The sequence below is a fragment of the Anabaena sp. CCY 9910 genome (assembly GCF_963920875.1).
Classification (GTDB): Bacteria; Cyanobacteriota; Cyanobacteriia; order Cyanobacteriales; family Nostocaceae; genus Trichormus; species Trichormus variabilis.
Map to the genome: position 1 here is coordinate 112,478 of NZ_CAWUDJ010000008.1, position 15,734 is coordinate 128,211.

Annotated in this window: 16 protein-coding genes; 8 read left to right on the forward strand and 8 right to left on the reverse strand. The window is 39.8% G+C overall.

Annotated elements, in window-relative coordinates:
• The first annotated feature begins 155 nt into the window (after window positions 1-155).
• The 3 genes from ACM5QX_RS09120 to ACM5QX_RS09130 all read left to right on the forward strand — a co-directional run bounded on the left by ACM5QX_RS09120 (window position 156) and on the right by ACM5QX_RS09130 (window position 3,608).
• A complete protein-coding gene (locus ACM5QX_RS09120) occupies window positions 156-1,064 on the forward strand; it encodes a ribonuclease D (RefSeq protein WP_414753259.1) in 909 nt (302 codons plus the stop codon).
• Window positions 1,065-1,292: 228 nt separating this feature from the next.
• Window positions 1,293-2,756: a D-alanyl-D-alanine carboxypeptidase/D-alanyl-D-alanine-endopeptidase gene (dacB, locus tag ACM5QX_RS09125; RefSeq protein ID WP_414753260.1), complete on the forward strand. Its 1,464-nt coding sequence runs from the start codon at window positions 1,293-1,295 to the stop codon at window positions 2,754-2,756.
• A 381-nt stretch (window positions 2,757-3,137) separates the two neighbouring features.
• The gene (locus ACM5QX_RS09130; RefSeq protein WP_414753261.1) at window positions 3,138-3,608 is read left to right on the forward strand and encodes a dTDP-4-dehydrorhamnose 3,5-epimerase; all 471 of its coding nucleotides are present in this window, start codon (window positions 3,138-3,140) and stop codon (window positions 3,606-3,608) included.
• A gap of 136 nt (window positions 3,609-3,744) precedes the next feature.
• Here the strand turns inward: ACM5QX_RS09130 and argJ are convergent, their stop codons facing one another.
• Complete coding sequence (gene argJ / locus ACM5QX_RS09135) at window positions 3,745-4,908, reverse strand: bifunctional glutamate N-acetyltransferase/amino-acid acetyltransferase ArgJ (RefSeq protein WP_414753262.1); 1,164 nt, start codon at window positions 4,906-4,908, stop codon at window positions 3,745-3,747.
• 386 nt (window positions 4,909-5,294) lie between these two features.
• Here argJ and ACM5QX_RS09140 point away from each other — a divergent pair, with 386 nt between their 5' ends.
• The 3 genes from ACM5QX_RS09140 to ACM5QX_RS09150 all read left to right on the forward strand — a co-directional run bounded on the left by ACM5QX_RS09140 (window position 5,295) and on the right by ACM5QX_RS09150 (window position 7,573).
• Window positions 5,295-6,758 carry an AAA family ATPase gene (locus ACM5QX_RS09140; protein ID WP_414753263.1) on the forward strand — a complete coding sequence of 488 codons (1,464 nt, stop codon included), beginning with the start codon at window positions 5,295-5,297 and terminating at the stop codon, window positions 6,756-6,758.
• Between the two features lie 105 nt (window positions 6,759-6,863).
• Window positions 6,864-7,181 carry a DUF433 domain-containing protein gene (locus ACM5QX_RS09145; protein WP_011317545.1) on the forward strand — a complete coding sequence of 106 codons (318 nt, stop codon included), beginning with the start codon at window positions 6,864-6,866 and terminating at the stop codon, window positions 7,179-7,181.
• Window positions 7,181-7,573: a DUF5615 family PIN-like protein gene (locus ACM5QX_RS09150; protein ID WP_414753264.1), complete on the forward strand. Its 393-nt coding sequence runs from the start codon at window positions 7,181-7,183 to the stop codon at window positions 7,571-7,573. The genes ACM5QX_RS09145 and ACM5QX_RS09150 overlap by 1 nt, the downstream gene beginning before the upstream one ends.
• Before the next feature lie 86 nt (window positions 7,574-7,659).
• Here the strand turns inward: ACM5QX_RS09150 and ACM5QX_RS09155 are convergent, their stop codons facing one another.
• The 3 genes from ACM5QX_RS09155 to ilvA all read right to left on the reverse strand — a co-directional run bounded on the left by ACM5QX_RS09155 (window position 7,660) and on the right by ilvA (window position 9,837).
• Window positions 7,660-8,049, reverse strand: a complete 390-nt coding sequence (locus ACM5QX_RS09155) for a type II toxin-antitoxin system VapC family toxin (protein ID WP_414753265.1) — start codon at window positions 8,047-8,049, stop codon at window positions 7,660-7,662.
• Window positions 8,039-8,248 carry a hypothetical protein gene (locus ACM5QX_RS09160; RefSeq protein WP_414753266.1) on the reverse strand — a complete coding sequence of 70 codons (210 nt, stop codon included), beginning with the start codon at window positions 8,246-8,248 and terminating at the stop codon, window positions 8,039-8,041. Before ACM5QX_RS09160 ends, ACM5QX_RS09155 begins: the two co-directional genes overlap by 11 nt.
• A 77-nt stretch (window positions 8,249-8,325) precedes the next feature.
• Window positions 8,326-9,837 carry a threonine ammonia-lyase, biosynthetic gene (gene ilvA, locus ACM5QX_RS09165; protein WP_011317547.1) on the reverse strand — a complete coding sequence of 504 codons (1,512 nt, stop codon included), beginning with the start codon at window positions 9,835-9,837 and terminating at the stop codon, window positions 8,326-8,328.
• A 314-nt stretch (window positions 9,838-10,151) separates the two neighbouring features.
• Between ilvA and ACM5QX_RS09170 the strand changes: the two genes are divergently transcribed.
• Entirely contained in the window at window positions 10,152-10,970 is an 819-nt protein-coding gene (locus ACM5QX_RS09170) for a zinc-dependent peptidase (protein ID WP_414753267.1), read from the forward strand.
• Window positions 10,971-11,028: 58 nt separating this feature from the next.
• On the opposite strand, the gene ACM5QX_RS09175 is transcribed toward ACM5QX_RS09170, so the two are convergent.
• Window positions 11,029-11,526 (reverse strand): DUF2335 domain-containing protein, encoded by a 498-nt coding sequence (locus ACM5QX_RS09175; protein WP_414753268.1) that lies wholly within the window; start codon window positions 11,524-11,526, stop codon window positions 11,029-11,031.
• Between the two features lie 484 nt (window positions 11,527-12,010).
• Here ACM5QX_RS09175 and ACM5QX_RS09180 point away from each other — a divergent pair, with 484 nt between their 5' ends.
• Window positions 12,011-13,741 (forward strand): putative bifunctional diguanylate cyclase/phosphodiesterase, encoded by a 1,731-nt coding sequence (locus tag ACM5QX_RS09180; RefSeq protein ID WP_414753269.1) that lies wholly within the window; start codon window positions 12,011-12,013, stop codon window positions 13,739-13,741.
• Here ACM5QX_RS09180 and ACM5QX_RS09185 read toward each other — a convergent pair.
• The 3 genes from ACM5QX_RS09185 to cls are packed head-to-tail and all read right to left on the reverse strand — an operon-like array spanning window position 13,738 to window position 15,734.
• Window positions 13,738-14,064: a hypothetical protein gene (locus ACM5QX_RS09185; RefSeq protein WP_414753270.1), complete on the reverse strand. Its 327-nt coding sequence runs from the start codon at window positions 14,062-14,064 to the stop codon at window positions 13,738-13,740. The genes ACM5QX_RS09180 and ACM5QX_RS09185 overlap by 4 nt on opposite strands.
• 36 nt (window positions 14,065-14,100) lie before the next feature.
• Entirely contained in the window at window positions 14,101-14,295 is a 195-nt protein-coding gene (locus ACM5QX_RS09190) for a hypothetical protein (protein WP_414753271.1), read from the reverse strand.
• Complete coding sequence (gene cls / locus ACM5QX_RS09195; RefSeq protein ID WP_414753272.1) at window positions 14,292-15,734, reverse strand: cardiolipin synthase; 1,443 nt, start codon at window positions 15,732-15,734, stop codon at window positions 14,292-14,294. The genes ACM5QX_RS09190 and cls overlap by 4 nt, the downstream gene beginning before the upstream one ends.

Below are 15,734 nucleotides of genomic sequence, written 5' to 3' on the forward strand. Positions count from 1 at the left end.
CTGAACCAGGCTCATCGCCAGTATGTTGATCCAGATGTACTGGCTTTTGCCAGCAGCTACTCCCCTTCTTATCAGAATACGATTGTATAGCAATCCTACGTGAATTGTAAATATATTTTTAGCTGTTGAGTGCAAATATCAGGACATATCCACCGATGCCATACTTAACTGATGCCAGGGAAATTCGTGCCATAGTTGCTGGATATACTCAAGCTACTACTTTATGGATAGACACTGAGGTTGCTGACTATAAAAGTCGTAATCCTCGATTATCGCTGATTCAGGTATTAGATGATCCTGACGATATGAGTGGCGATCGCGTTTACCTTTTGGATGTACTTGATCAACCTGATTTAGTCACTAATTTTGTTGAGAAAATTATGGTAAACACCAATATTGAAAAGGTGTTTCACAATGCTAGTTTTGATGTTAAACTTCTGGGCAATAAACAAGCTAAAAATATTACTTGCACTTTAGAAATTGCTAAAAAAATACCTTATCATCTCTTGCCAGTGCAAAATTATCAACTGCAAAGTTTAGCTACATTATTATGTAATTTTAACAATATTGATAAACAAGAACAGAGTAGCAATTGGGGACGGCGACCTCTCAGCGAAGAACAAATAGAATATGCTTATTTAGATTGTATTTATCTCGCTCAAATTCATCGGCGTTTATTAGACTTGCAAATAGAAAGTAACCCTGATCCAGCGACACTAGACATAACAGCTATCAACTCACGCTTTTCCCAAATCGAGGAGCAATGGAAATTGTTAAATTCTGAATATGAGCATCTACAAGAGCAATTAAAAAAAGCTATGCAGGCTCAAAATATATCAGAAACCTCTACTTATAAGCTCACAAGTCATCAACGCAAAGTTGTAAAAGTACAGTTTTCTGAATTGTCAAATCTAGTACAAAACCAAGATATTAGTTTAGATTTCCCAGTTACATTAACTCAGAAGCTACAAAAAGATTTAGGAGAAAATCTCGAACGACTGTCTGTAGACATAGAGGAAAACACTTATTTACGGCTAACCCTGAAAAATCAGGATGATTTGTAACTATGAATAGCCTAAGAATTAAAGCATTTTTGAGCAGTATAGGCTTTCTTACCCCAGTGAGGCACAAACAACAAGAATTTAGGAATTTACGTCTAATGTGAAATAAAAGCGCAATTATACTGATTTTGCACAGTTGAACAGCCTCTCACTAGAGAATAATGCTCTCTCGCGCCTATTGGTTCAATTCATAAGCAAGTTATCATCATCAAGTAGTTTTAAACACTCTGTATGCCCAGAAAAATTTCTCTTGGCTTGATGGCATTATTTATTAGTGTTCAAGTTAGTGTTACCCAACAACTAGTTAAAGCCCAAACTCCAACTGCGCCTACACCCACCACAAAATCTATTTGCCCTGGGGAATTGGGAACAGCCATAGATACAATAGTAAATCGTCCCCTCTTCAATCGAGTGCGCTGGGGTATCTTAGTCAAACCTCTGTCATCTGTGCAGACTCTCTACAGCCGAGACGCTCAGAAATATTTTACTCCCGCTTCTAATGCGAAATTACTCACAACAGCTGCTGCATTACAACAACTAGGTGCAGACTTCCGCATTCGTACCTCAATTTATGAAAATGCCAACGGTAACTTCACTATTGTGGGTAGAGGTGACCCTAGCCTCAGTGATACTCAACTGCAAGCATTGGCAGAACAATTAAAACAGAAGGGTATCACCCAAATTAGACAGTTAATTGCTGATGATACTTATGTTCAAGGGGATATTGTTAACTCGACTTGGCAATGGGAAGATGTGCAATCAGATTATGGTGCGCCAGTTAATAGCTTTATTCTCAATCAAAATGTTTTTGGCTTAAAACTGACTCCTCAAACTGTAGGTAAAACTCCACAATTATCATGGAATGATCCCAATGAAGGCAGACAATGGTTAGTTATAAATAAATCTGTAACAGTGGCAGCAAACCAACCAAGCTATATTGAAGTTACCCGTGATTTAACAGGAAAAGTCCTGCGAATTCAAGGACAAGTAGCAGCCAATTCCACACCATATTTAGCAGAACTACCTGTAGTTGATCCTAATTATTATTTCTTGCGACGTTTACGTACTATCTTCACAACGGCAAAAATTAACTTGGGAACAACATTAGTTGCTAGTAGTACTAATAATCAACAAGAAGTAGCTGCGGTACAGTCGCCACCCTTATCACAATTACTGTTTGAAACTAATCAAAATAGTAATAATCTGTATGCTGAAGCATTGTTAAGGGCATTGGCTTTCAAACAACCTAGAGTGCAAAATAAAAGTACTGCTAATATTGGCTTAGATGTTATTAAAGCGACCTTAGATAAATTAGGAGTTGACCCAACAGGTTATGTTTTGATAGATGCTTCTGGTTTATCACGTCGTAATTTAGTCACTCCTGAGGCTTTAGTACAAACATTACAAGGAATAGCCAAAACACCAGCCGCCAATGTATATCGTGCCTCCTTACCTATCGCGGGGAAAAGTGGTACTTTGAGCAACCGCCTTCGTAATACTCCGGCTGAAGGCATCGTACAAGCTAAAACTGGTACATTAAGCGGCGCAATATCTTTATCTGGATACGTGAATAGCCCTCAATATGAGCCTTTAGCATTTAGTATTATGGTGAATCAATCGGAGCAGCCTGCAAGTGCTTTGCGCCAAGCCATTGATGAGATAGTTGTGTTATTGGCACAGATAAAGCGTTGTTAATTTGACTTTGGTGAAAATGGAAAGTTTGGTAGGGGATGTGAGTATAAATAATTTCTGGGTACAGTTAGATTCCATCGCACTGACGCACCCCAATACTGCTCGATTACACCTCAAAAATCACTTCTATGTAGCCTAGATTATAGTAGCGCGGCAAGCTTAAAATATTGGGTTGTTCAGTGTGAAAAAACCAAAACTTCATGATAATTGATTACTTAACCCAACAAATTAGACTATACGCGCTACTAGCAGCCTGAAGATATCTGCTCAGTACAGTTACCGAACTTCTCTATATTTGGTTACTTTTGTCACACTTTTTTCTTTTTGAGCATCTAAGATTGGATGTATAAGTTCAATCCATAAGATGCTCTTGTAGGATTTTTTATGAGTATTAGAGAAATTGAAATCCGTCAGTTAGAGTCAATAAAGGGGGGGATGGTTGAGTTCTTTACTCCTCAAACAAGTCATGAAACTATGTTGGTGCAAATCGCGCCAAATACTATAGATGATCTGTTCGTTCATAAATCACAAACTGACCAATTACTGGTAGTTAAAGGCCAAGTTGTACTTGTAACTTTAATCAACAAACAATATAAGTATATTCCTTTAAGTGAAAACCATCCTATGGTAGTGACGATTCCTCCTGGGGTTCTGCACGGTGCAATTAATTTAAGTTCACAACCATGTTTATTGGTGAATGCTGTACTGCGTCATCGACCTCCTCAAGAAAGGGATTATATTACTTGTTGTAGACCTTTCCCTTATGATTTGGATGCTGCGACTCTTGCGTTGAAGCAGTTGGAAGCAACAAAGAAAATAGAGGTTCTCGGTACGACACCTACACAGGTTGTTTAGAAAATTCGTCTTGTCATCATTTACGCCCACAGAGTATTTATAGCCCTTTATTTGCCTTAATTTAAAACAGGGTCAACGATGAGCAAAGCTGAATCGTTGACTATTGGCTGGGAACTCAGCACTCCCTCACCCCTGCTTAAGTAGAGTACTTGCCGTTAATTTCCACATAACCCTCTGTCAAGTCGCAACCCCATACAGTAGCCACATCTGTACCGATATTCAAACTAACGTGAATATTGACTTTTTCTTGGGACATAATTTCTTTTAATTTCTCCAAGTTTTCCGCTTGGAAAGTATTAGGATAAACTTGCACTTCATCAAATCTAATTACCACCTGCTCTGGATTAATATCCCGTTCATCTTCACATTTGCCTATTGCCATAGCTACTCTTCCCCAATTAGGATCTGCACCATACACAGCAGTCTTAACTAGTGGTGAGTTGACGATCGCTTTAGCTACCCGTTTAGCTTGAGCATAGTTAGCGGCTGAGTCTACAGTCACTTCAATTACCTTAGTCGCCCCTTCACCATCACGAGCAATCTTTAACACTAACTCATGGGCAATTTCTTGCAACGCACCAGCAAATTCGGCTTCGGGAACTTCACCCGCTAAACCATTCGCCAAAATTACCGCGCTATCACTAGTAGAAGTGTCAGTATCTATACTCAGACAATTAAATGTTTTATCTATGGTAAAGCGAAAAATTTGACGCAGTGTATTGGCAGAAATTGCTGCATCAGTGAAAAAGAAAGCTAGCATTGTTGCCATGTTTGGCTCAATCATGCCGACACCTTTAGCAATACCCACCAATTTGGCATTACCAACTTGTCGTGCAGCGATTTTAGATACGGTGTCAGTGGTCATAATACCGCGCGCAGCTAAGTCAAAATCAGCAGATGTCAGTTTTTGACCCATTCCTACCAAGCCAGCACGAATTTTTTCTATGGGGTAACGTCTACCAATTACCCCAGTGGATGCGATCGCCAAATTTTCGGCAGCAATCCCAGTTTCCTGTGCCACGAGTTGTATAATCTCCTCAGCATCAGCAGTCCCCACAGCACCATTGGCAACGTTGGCATTTTTGGAAATGATAATAATCCCTTGTGCTTGCCCATTCTGTAAATTTTGACGACTAATAGTCACACTAGGCCCTGCAAAAAGGCTTTGAGTAAATACGCCATCAGCTACACAAGGTACATCTGATCGTAAGAATACGAAATCTTCAGTGGTATCACGTATACCCAAATTAGTAATAAAGGTACTAAATCCTTGAGGTGTGGAAGATGCAGTTAGTGACATTTTGATCTTTGGAGAGTAAAGAATCTAAGGACTGTTAGCGGTAGCGAGGTGTTAAGCAACTTGCTTGGTAAATAATACCAGCCCTAGCCTTCTCTGGGAGAGGCTAAGATTTGAACAAGGATGTAAATTTTTCAAACCCTACACCCCTAAACCCCCAAACCCCTACACCCCTCAAATCAAAGGTTCATGCTTCTGGACAGCAACTACTTCACGGTAAACATTTACAAAACAAGCTGATGTCTAAAATTACTGGTGTTTTATTTAGAAAGTTGCTGAATAAGTTAATGGCTCTTCTGCCAGGGAGAGGGGTTATAAAATCATAAAACCTCTTGTTAGAGTGAAATAGCTAGCAGCTGATTTTACACACAGAGCTACAGAGGAACGCAATGCTGATTTTTGAAGAGCATTTTCAAGACAATCGCTGTAGCTGGGTAACACGAGATAGTGAAGAGTGTAGCCTTTGCATGGATGTGAGTCATTATGTATTTGACCATAAACGTGCAGGTGATACATATTGGCTATCGTGGAACTCAGCCGAGTTCTTTTATGAGAGAACAAATTTTCATATTCATATAGTGGTAGAAAAAGCTGCTGGTGTAGATGATCACGGTTATGGTTTTGTTTGGGGATTGTCAGACGTTAGCAATTTCTTTGAGTTCGTGATTTCGGGCAATGGTCACTATCGTATCACGGAGATCAAAGATGGTAACTTTATTAATTACACAGATTGGAAAAGGTGCGATCGCATTCACCGTAGTGACTCGGTTAATCTGTTGGAAATTGCCCGTGTGGGTAATATGGTAGAGTTCTATATCAACAGTACCCTAGTAGATAAATTCCCCGCCGATAAGTTAGTTGATGTCTCAGGGAAAAATTTTGGTTTTGTGATTCATGACAAAATCAAAATGAAAGTCCATAGTTTAATTGTCAGCGCTCCTGATACGGAAAAAGAGTCAGTTGGGGGTAATATCGATGTTCGTGATTCCAAGCAGGAGACAAAAGCCTCTTTTGTTGAGCATGACCCCCCAGAAAAGGATACTGTGGAAGCAGTGTTTGCAGACTTAAAGGCATTAGTTGGCCATGAGCAAACGAAGCATCAACTTTTCTCCTTAGCCAACTACTTAAAAGTACAAACGGAACGGAGAAAACGAGGACTAAAAATAGTAGACACTTCACTACACCTGATGCTTTACGGCCCTCCAGGTACAGGTAAAACGACCATCGCCCGTTTAGTAGGGCGTTTATATAAACAACTGGGATTTTTTCCACGGGGACACGTTGTCGAAACCGATCGCGCCGGCATCATTGGCGGTTATATTGGACAAACTGCCCTACGAGTGGAAAGTGCTGTACATCAAGCCATTGGTGGTGTTTTGTTCATTGACGAAGCCCACGCCTTAGCGGCTGAAGATACCCCTAATGATTTTGGCAAGGAAGCATTGCAGATATTAATTAAACGTATGGAAGATTACCGCGATCGCATGGCTGTGGTTGTCGCCGGCTACACTGATGAGATGGATCGGCTATTAGAGTTAAACCCCGGTTTTAAATCACGATTGAATCGGTTATTTTATCTTGATCACTATACTCCCAATCAGTTGCTATTGATTTTTAAGAAATTCTGTCAAGACAACGGTTATATTTTAGACTCATCAGCCATTATCGTTCTGCAAGCCACCTTTGAGGTCGCCTATGCCAAACGAGACAAAAGCTTTGGTAATGGACGCTTTGCGCGGGCGCTATTTGAACGTAGCATTGAACAACAAGCTAACCGCATCGTCACTCATTTACAGGAGTTAGATGATTACGAAATTAACTTGATTCTTGCTGAAGATTTGTCTTTTATGTAATTGGCTATGAGTGCGCTATGTATGGGGCGATCGCTGTTGAATATTGCGGAGGCGATCGCAAAAATTTCAAGTTAGGATGAGATCAGCGAGAGAGATTTTATCGTCATGAATAAGAAGACTCAACTACTCGAAGTAATTGCAGCTTTACCAGAGGAATTAGTTGACCAAGCATTAAATTACGTGCAAATGTTGCAAAATCCGATTCAGATTACACCTGGAGTTTGCGGAGGACAAGCGCGAATTAGAAATACACGAATTCCTGTATGGACTTTGGTAGCATATCGTCAACAAGGTGCGCCGGATAAAGAATTATTGGCAAATTATCCTGGATTGACTGCGGAAGATTTAAGTGCAGCTTGGCATTACTACGAACAAAATCCCGAACAAATCGATCGAGAAATTGCCCAAGATGATTTAGTTTAATGGTATTACAATTTTACTCCAATGAAAATTTTCCCATCGCAATGGTAAACTTACTCAGATCGGAGGGACACGATGTATTAACTTCCTACGAAGCAGGTCAAGCAAATCAAGGGATTCCCGACGATGTTGTTTTGCAGTATGCCACAGCGACAGGTCGCATTTTGATTACGGAAAATCGCCAAGATTTTATCGATCTACATCGCACTGCACCAAATCATGCTGGCATAATTATTTTTAAACATGATCGTGATTATGCTGGGAAAGTCAAGGCAATAATTGATCTTTTGGATAAAGATAGTCGAACCTTAGAGAATCGTTTGTTGTGGGTTATGAAGCAAAATATAAAAGCAGTCGGACAGATTTTTTTCGTACAAGAGTATGGTAAAAATTGATGGCGATCGCTGTTGAATATTGCAGACTTAAGCAATCGCCCATTAAGATGATACGAAAAGGCGATCGCAAAACATAATAGCCATCATTACCAATGCTCTATCACCAATCCATCCACATAATCAAAATTTGAATCATCAGTCACAATTACCCAGCCATGTTCCAGACAATGCGCTGCAATCCAAACATCGTTCATAGGAATTGGTCGTCCTTTGCGCTTCAAAACTGAACGAGTCTGAGCATAGATAAGTGCCGTTCTCTTTTCCACAGGCACAACTGTACAAACTTCTATAAACTCCAAATATCGAGGAAGATTTTTCAACGTTCGAGTCGAGTTCTCAGCCCCAAACAGTAACTCTCCCACTACCACCACCGACAAAAATATTTCTGGTAATGCCAACACCCTTGAAACAACATCAGGATCACCATTCAAAAAACGTATTGCAACAGAAGTATCTAATGCAATCTCACCAGTCATTTAAATCAACCTGACGACAATCAGCTTGAATGGCTTGCTGTAAATCAGCCGCCTCTTCGTCACTCAAAATACCAGCGAATTTCGCTAGAGGATGATGAGTACGTGTTGTCTGAACCCGATGCAAAAAATCTAACATTAATTGAACTAACTCATCTGGAACTTCTGCAAGTTCTTGGATAAGCTGCTCACGGCTAGTCATACATTTGCCCTCTTTAGCAAAGTTTATCGTCCAATATTATAACGAATCAGTGAATCAGCCTGAAATTGAATTACACTTCATCCCAAAAATAACTTATAGGCTGGGTTCTGGCTTTCATCCCAATACTGGTAGCCGAGGGAATCGAGAAATGCTTGCCATTCTTCCATTTCCTGCGGTGGAACCTGCATTCCTACCACGATGCGCCCGTAGTCTGAACCATTGTTGCGGTAGTGGAACATACTGATATTCCAGTTGGGACTCATGGAAGCAACGAATTTCATCAACGCCCCAGGACGTTCAGGAAATTCAAAACGGTAAAGTAATTCATTATGGGCTAGGGGAGAGTGTCCACCCACCATGTGGCGCAAGTGCAATTTTGTCAGTTCATCATCTGTTAAATCAAGGATTTCAAAACCACATTCTGCAAAAGTCTCCACCATATGGATTTTGTCAGCACGGTTTTGAATCTGCATCCCAATAAAAATATGGGCAATTTTTTCATCAGCAATGCGATAGTTAAACTCTGTCAAATTGCGTCTACCAATACATTCGCAAAACTTCCGCAGACTCCCAGGTGTTTCAGGAATTGTCACTGCAAAAATAGCTTCGCGGCGTTCACCAAATTCTGCCCGTTCTGCAACAAAGCGCAAACGGTCAAAATTCATATTTGCACCGCAGGCGACAGCGACTAAAGTTTGTCCTTGGATTTGTTCTCGTTCTACATAAGCCTTAGCGCCAGCGATCGCCAATGCCCCCGCAGGTTCTAAAATAGATCGAGTATCTTCAAATACATCCTTAATGGCTGCACAAGTGTCATCTGTATCCACCAAAATAATCTCGTCCACATATTCCTGACACAGCCGGAAGGTTTCTTCTCCCACTTCCCGCACTGCTACCCCATCGGCAAATAAACCCACCTGTGACAATCGCACCCGTTTACCAGCTTGCAAGGATTGGTTCATAGCATCAGCATCAACAGGCTCAACCCCAATAATTTTAATTTCTGGACGTAACCGTTTCACGTAAGCCGCAATCCCCGAAATCAAACCGCCGCCGCCAATAGCCACAAAAATCGCATGAATAGGTTGCTGATATTGTCTGAGAATTTCCATCCCAATAGTTCCCTGTCCGGCAATTACATGAGGATCATCAAAGGGGTGAATAAATGTTAAACCTTTCTCTGCCTCCAACTGCCGCGCGTAGGCATAGGCGTCATCATAGGTATCCCCATGCAATACCACCTCTCCCCCTCGTGCTTTAACTGCATCTACTTTCACCTGGGGAGTAGTCACCGGCATAACAATAATTGCTCTTGTCCCTAGCTGTTTTGCACCTAGTGCCACACCTTGGGCATGATTCCCCGCAGAAGCAGCAATTACACCCTGTGCTAGTAAATCGGGTGTTAGATTCACCATCTTGTTGTAAGCACCCCGCAGCTTAAAGGAAAACACAGACTGCATATCTTCCCGCTTCAGCAATAGTTTATTATTCAGTCTGGCTGAAAGATTGGGGGCATACTCCAGAGGTGATTCCTGGGCAACATCATACACACGAGCAGTCAGAATTTGTACCAGGTAGTCGCAAAGCATGGGGTAGATGAAGTGAGGAGGGCTAGATAAAAGATAATTTTACGTTAAGTTTGTCCCTATGCTTTGGCGATTATTAGCGATCGCTGGCTTTAAAGTTTTTCATGGGCGCTTGTGCGATCGTTAGAGTCTGTTACTGTGTAGATGAAAGCTCAAAGGTGTGAAAAAGGCTGTAGGTAAGGGTATAAATTTTTAAAACCCTTACACCCTTATACCCTTACACTCTTACACCCAGTTTCGATAGACAACCTGTTTGCGTAAGTCTTATATAGATTGGGTAACCTAAAATCGCTTCACAACATCCACAGGCACAAGTAATGTTGAAATCAGTTATTATTTTTATCATTATTGGGCTGGTTATTGGTTGGATTTTTATCAGTCCCACCCTCAAAAATAAACGCAGATATCGGATTAAACAACGTCCATTCCCTCCGCTTTGGAATGCCATTATTGAAAATAATCTGCCTATTTACTTGCGCCTTTCTCCTGAAGAAAGGCGACGGCTGCAAGGGCATATTCAAGTGTTTTTAGTAGAGAAACAATTTATTGGTTGTAGAGGCTTGCAAGTGACTGAAGAAATGAAATTAACAATTGCTGCTGTAGCCTGTTTACTTCTACTTAATGAGCGAGGAGAATATTTCCCTAAACTGCACTCGATTTTGATTTACCCCACAACTTATTTTGTTACTCAAACCGTTGCTATTGATAATTATATTGTTGAAGAAAGGCGTGATGCCAGATTAGGCGAATCATGGACTAAAGACCAACTTATATTATCTTGGGAGCAGATACAATACGATATTCACAACTTGCAAGATGGACATAATGTTATTCTACATGAATTTGCCCACCAGTTAGATCAAGAAGATGGTAAAGCTGATGGCGTGCCTATTTTGCCAAACAAATCAGATTATCCCATTTGGTCTAAAGTAATGACCGCAGAATATCAACAACTCTGCAATGATATTCAAGAAGGAAGAGAGACTATAATAAATGCGTATGGTGCGACTAACCCCGCCGAATTTTTTGCTGTAGCGACTGAAACATTCTTTGAAAAACCACAGCAATTGCTAGAGAATCATCAATCACTTTATAATCTTTTAGAAGATTACTATAAATTAAACCCTATATATTAGATGTACATAAGAAATTAGTATAAGATTAGGACTCATTTAACTATGTTTAAATATTTTACTACTTTATTAAGTCTATCTTATCTAGAATATGAGGATTTTTTGGGTCTGATATAAAAATATTTTTATGTTGCTTTTCACGGCTCAGAAGGAAGATAAAAACAACAGAAAATATACCTGTTGAACAGATGCAACTACCAGCTAAAGGAGATTTCCAAACGGCTATGATTGCACCAGCTATCATTGATACCACACCAAGGGAAAATCCAAAGATTTGTTCTAAACGTCTCTCATACCTTTCTTGTTTGATATCAGAGATTTGCACATCTATCAGCTTTTCCCTCATTTTGTGTCTGTGTTCTTGTTCTCTCTCAGCCATAGCAATAATTCGGTCAGATGTATTGGGAAGAATACTATTGTATTGTTGAAGAACTATTGGGGGCGGCAGTGTCTCCATGAAATCTCTCAGTTCTGCATTTATTTGTTGCAAATGACTGTTATCATCGTCAGACTCAATGTTAATGTGTTCAGTTTCTTTCTCAAAATTTGATTCATTCATTGTTAGATGAATATTTTTATTTAGTAACCGAGAAAACTAAATTTGAGTGATGTGAAAATAATTGATATTAGCTAGCAGTAAGGGATCTATTAATTATTACAGCGATCGCTCCTACTCATCCTACCCATTCTTTGCTTGCATTGCATGGTTTCTTTAAACTCTGCAAATATGCTGCAAATTTTATCTGCAAAATTCTAGCAATCAGCCATACTCCGGTATCAGTATTTACACTCACAAAAGCTTTGATTTTTATTTTACGTTAAATTTATTAATACTTAAGTAAAATTACGTCATTATTTTTTTCGTAAATAACCCCATACCCAATATTTACAGAAACTATAAGGAAAATTCTATATATTCGATATTTATTTAGGGCAGCATAATAAATAACCTCATATTGGTTTGTTTCTACTGGCTGGTGAATCAGGATGACAAGAATAACTGAGCGCCAATTTGCCAACTTTCAAACCCCACATTAGAATCTATGCAGTTAAATCAGAAGCTCTACCTATACTCAACCCTAGATAATTTTCGGTTGCTCAAAAAAAATTACACCGCCAAAATTATGTTGGTGGCGTTTTTGGGGACTCACATTCCGCTTTTAACTTTACTCTTCAGTTTTGTCATTTCTAATTCCTACTCTTGGGAGATGACAATTAGAGTTTTGGTGATTGCTTTATTCGCTACGTTAATTGGTACGGTTGTTACTCTTTATGCACTTCACCATCTCCTGATTCCCGTCAATTTGACATCCGCTACCCTGCGAGACTACCTCAATAACAAAACTTTACCCAGTCTGCCTACAGAATTTGTGGATGAAGCAGGTACTCTCATGGCAGATACATCACAAACTCTCTGCAAATTGGACGAGTTGATTGACTATATCAGCAATTATGACAAACTCACAGGCTTGCCTAATCGTGAGCTATTGCGGGAACGTGTCAATCAGGCTATCTCCCAGCAATACAGCCAAAAAATGGTAGCTGTGATGGTGTTAGGAATTGATGATTTTACTGGAATGAGTCATACCCTAGAACATGAGCTATCAAATTTACTATTAAGAGCCGTAGCCCAGCGCTTGACAAGCTGCTTAGCTCAGAAGGATACTTTAGCTTATTTGAGTGGCGATGAATTTGCGATCGTTCGTTTAGACATTCATTCAATTGAAAGTATCATCAAGCTTTCACAACTCTTGCTGACTGCCTTAAGCAAACCTTTCATAATTCAAGGCAACCATATTCACATCACAGCTAGCATTGGTATCACAATTAATCAACCGGATAATCTTTATGATGTAGACCAGTTGTTGCAGCAGGCTCATGTAGCTTTGTATCAAGCCAAGCAACAAGGGCGCAGCCAACACCAGTTCTATTCGCCAGAAATTAACGCCCAACTGCAAGAACGATTAGCCTTAGAGAATGAACTACATGGAGCATTACAGCGAAATGAAATAGTGGTTTATTACCAACCCATCATCGATTTACAGACTAGGCAAATCACAGGCGTTGAAGCATTAGTACGCTGGCAACATCCTACACGAGGTTTAGTATCTCCCGCCAAGTTTATTCCCATTGCTGAAGCCAACGGCTTGATTGTGGAAATTGGCGAATGGGTATTACGCACTGCTTGTCTGCAAAACCGCGCTTGGCAACTTGCAGGACTTCCACCAATACGGATGTCAGTAAACCTATCATCTCGACAGTTTGAAGAATCAAATTTAGTGGAGCTTGTCGGTGAAATCATACAGGAGAGTGGTCTGCATCCATCATATCTGGAACTGGAAGTCACTGAAAGTTCTTTAATGGCAGACATTCAGCGCTCAGTAACAATACTCAAACAGTTACGAGAATTAGGTGTATGGTTAGCTTTAGATGACTTTGGTACTGGTTACTCTTCTCTCAACTATCTGAAGCGCTTTCCCGTAAATATGCTGAAAATTGATCGGTCATTTGTGCAGGATGTATGTTCTAATCCTGATAGTGCTGCGGTGACTAACGCTATTATTGCCCTAGCAAAAAGCTTACAATTAAAAATTACAGCCGAGGGAATCGAAACCCAACAACAGCTTAGTTATTTACAAAAGCGTGGGTGTCAAGAAGGTCAGGGATATTACTTTGGTATCCCTGCACCTGCAAACGAAATTACGGAAATATTGCAACCAGAAGAGGCGAAAGAGGCAATGCTCTACGACAGACCAGGGGTCATTGCAGTCTAATATTTAGCCTCTACATTACATATATCTTCAGATTCTTTGCTAAACAATTCTAATAAACCAACTGTACCCACAAAAAATGTATAGATGCCATATTGAATTGGCATCTTTTTTTTGCTACGAGCATAAAACGCGGCAATTATTCCTTCCAAAAAATGGCAGCTTACAGCAAAGCGCTCAACCCAGAAAATAGGATTTAAAATGCTGGGAATATTGCTATTAGTAACTACTGCATAAATATTCCATAGTTCCAAGCCAATAGCAGTGCTGATGAGAATTGTGGAGATAACTTTAATAATAGATGTGAGTGTTTGCTTTATATTCATTACATTTTTTCAATTTTGCATATATTATCTCACAATCTATGCGTAATGCAGACATTCAATTGGTTTAACTACATTACTATTAAGAATTTTTTGGTTGCCCATTGATTTCATTCCCAATACAGCAATACCATCTTGCACCAGTCTAGGTAAAACTTGCCGTTCAAAACTGCGACAATAGGCATCCATCTCATTTAACGCCATCTGTACCGCTTCATCAAGAAAATTTATCACAACAAAGGTTTTAACAAACTAGATATTTTTACAGCTAACTTAAACCAAAAAGATTTTCTCTCATAATCCGAAAAATCCACGGCCAAAGCAGCCGCTAAATCAGCTTGTAACATTTCTTCTACACTTTTAACAAATTGAGAATTGGCGACAAAACCCATAACTTCAAAGTTGAGAAAGAATGAGCGATTATCTAAATTAACCGTTCCTACACCTGCCATCTCTTCGTCAATGAGTATCACTTTCTGGTGCATGAATCCACGTTTATATCTATATAATTGAATATTCATCGCCTTCATCTCTGTGTAATAAGAAAAGGAACACAAATACACAAGTAAATGATCCGGTCGATTTGGTAAAATAATCCGCACATCTACACCGCGTAGTGCTGCCAATTTCAAGGCTGTTAAAGTGGAATCATCCGGCACAAAATAGGGAGTAGCAATCCAGAGACGAGTTTGTGCTTGATTGATGGTGTTGACGAAAAACAGTTTACAAGCTTTCAACTTATCTGCGGGGCCAGTAGGAAATACCAATGCTGTGTAATCGCTTTCCCAATTGGGTTGCACTTGCCAGTTTACATCGATAACTTGACGAGTCGCCCAATACCAATCTTGTAAAAAACATCCTTGCAGACTTTGGACAGTGGGGCCTTGTAACATCATGTGGGTATCACGCCAAGGACTCAAGCGGGGATTTTTACCCAGATATTCATCACCAATATTCAAACCACCAATAAACGCCGTTCTCCCATCAACTACTAAAATTTTGCGATGGTTGCGGAAATTTAATTGAAAACGATTACCTCTGCCTTTGGTAGTATGAAATGCACTCACTTGAATATCATATTTTTGCAGAGATTTAATATAAAGGTGAGAGATTTTATTAGAACCAATTTCATCATAAATTAAGTAAACTCTTACTCCTTGCTTTGCCTTGGCAATTAGAGCATCTTTAAACTCATTCCCAGCTTTGTCATCAACAATAATGTAGGATTGCAGCAAAATATAACCATTGGCAGATGCGATCGCACTCAACATGGCTGCATAAGTTTGCTGACCATTAATTAATAATTTGGCATTATTACCAGATGTAAAAGGAATACCAATACAGGCTTCAGCTAGTAGTTGTAATGGTTCCAATTTTGCCACAACTGGCACCTGGAATTTCGCAATTTCCATGTAAGCCTGGCGAACAAATTGATAATGTTGGGTGTAAACTGAGCGGATGGCTTCAGAATATCCATGAAACTTAGTTCTGCCTAAAATCCAATATAAAGGAATAGCCAGCCAGGGAAAAGTTATTAACGAAATACTCCAAGCGATCGCCCCACGAGAAGAACGCACATTCATCACAGCATGGGCAGCATGGGCAATTCCCAAACCATGAACAACAACTGTAGCTGCACTAAAAAAAGCAAGGATGCTACTGTCTATCAGCAT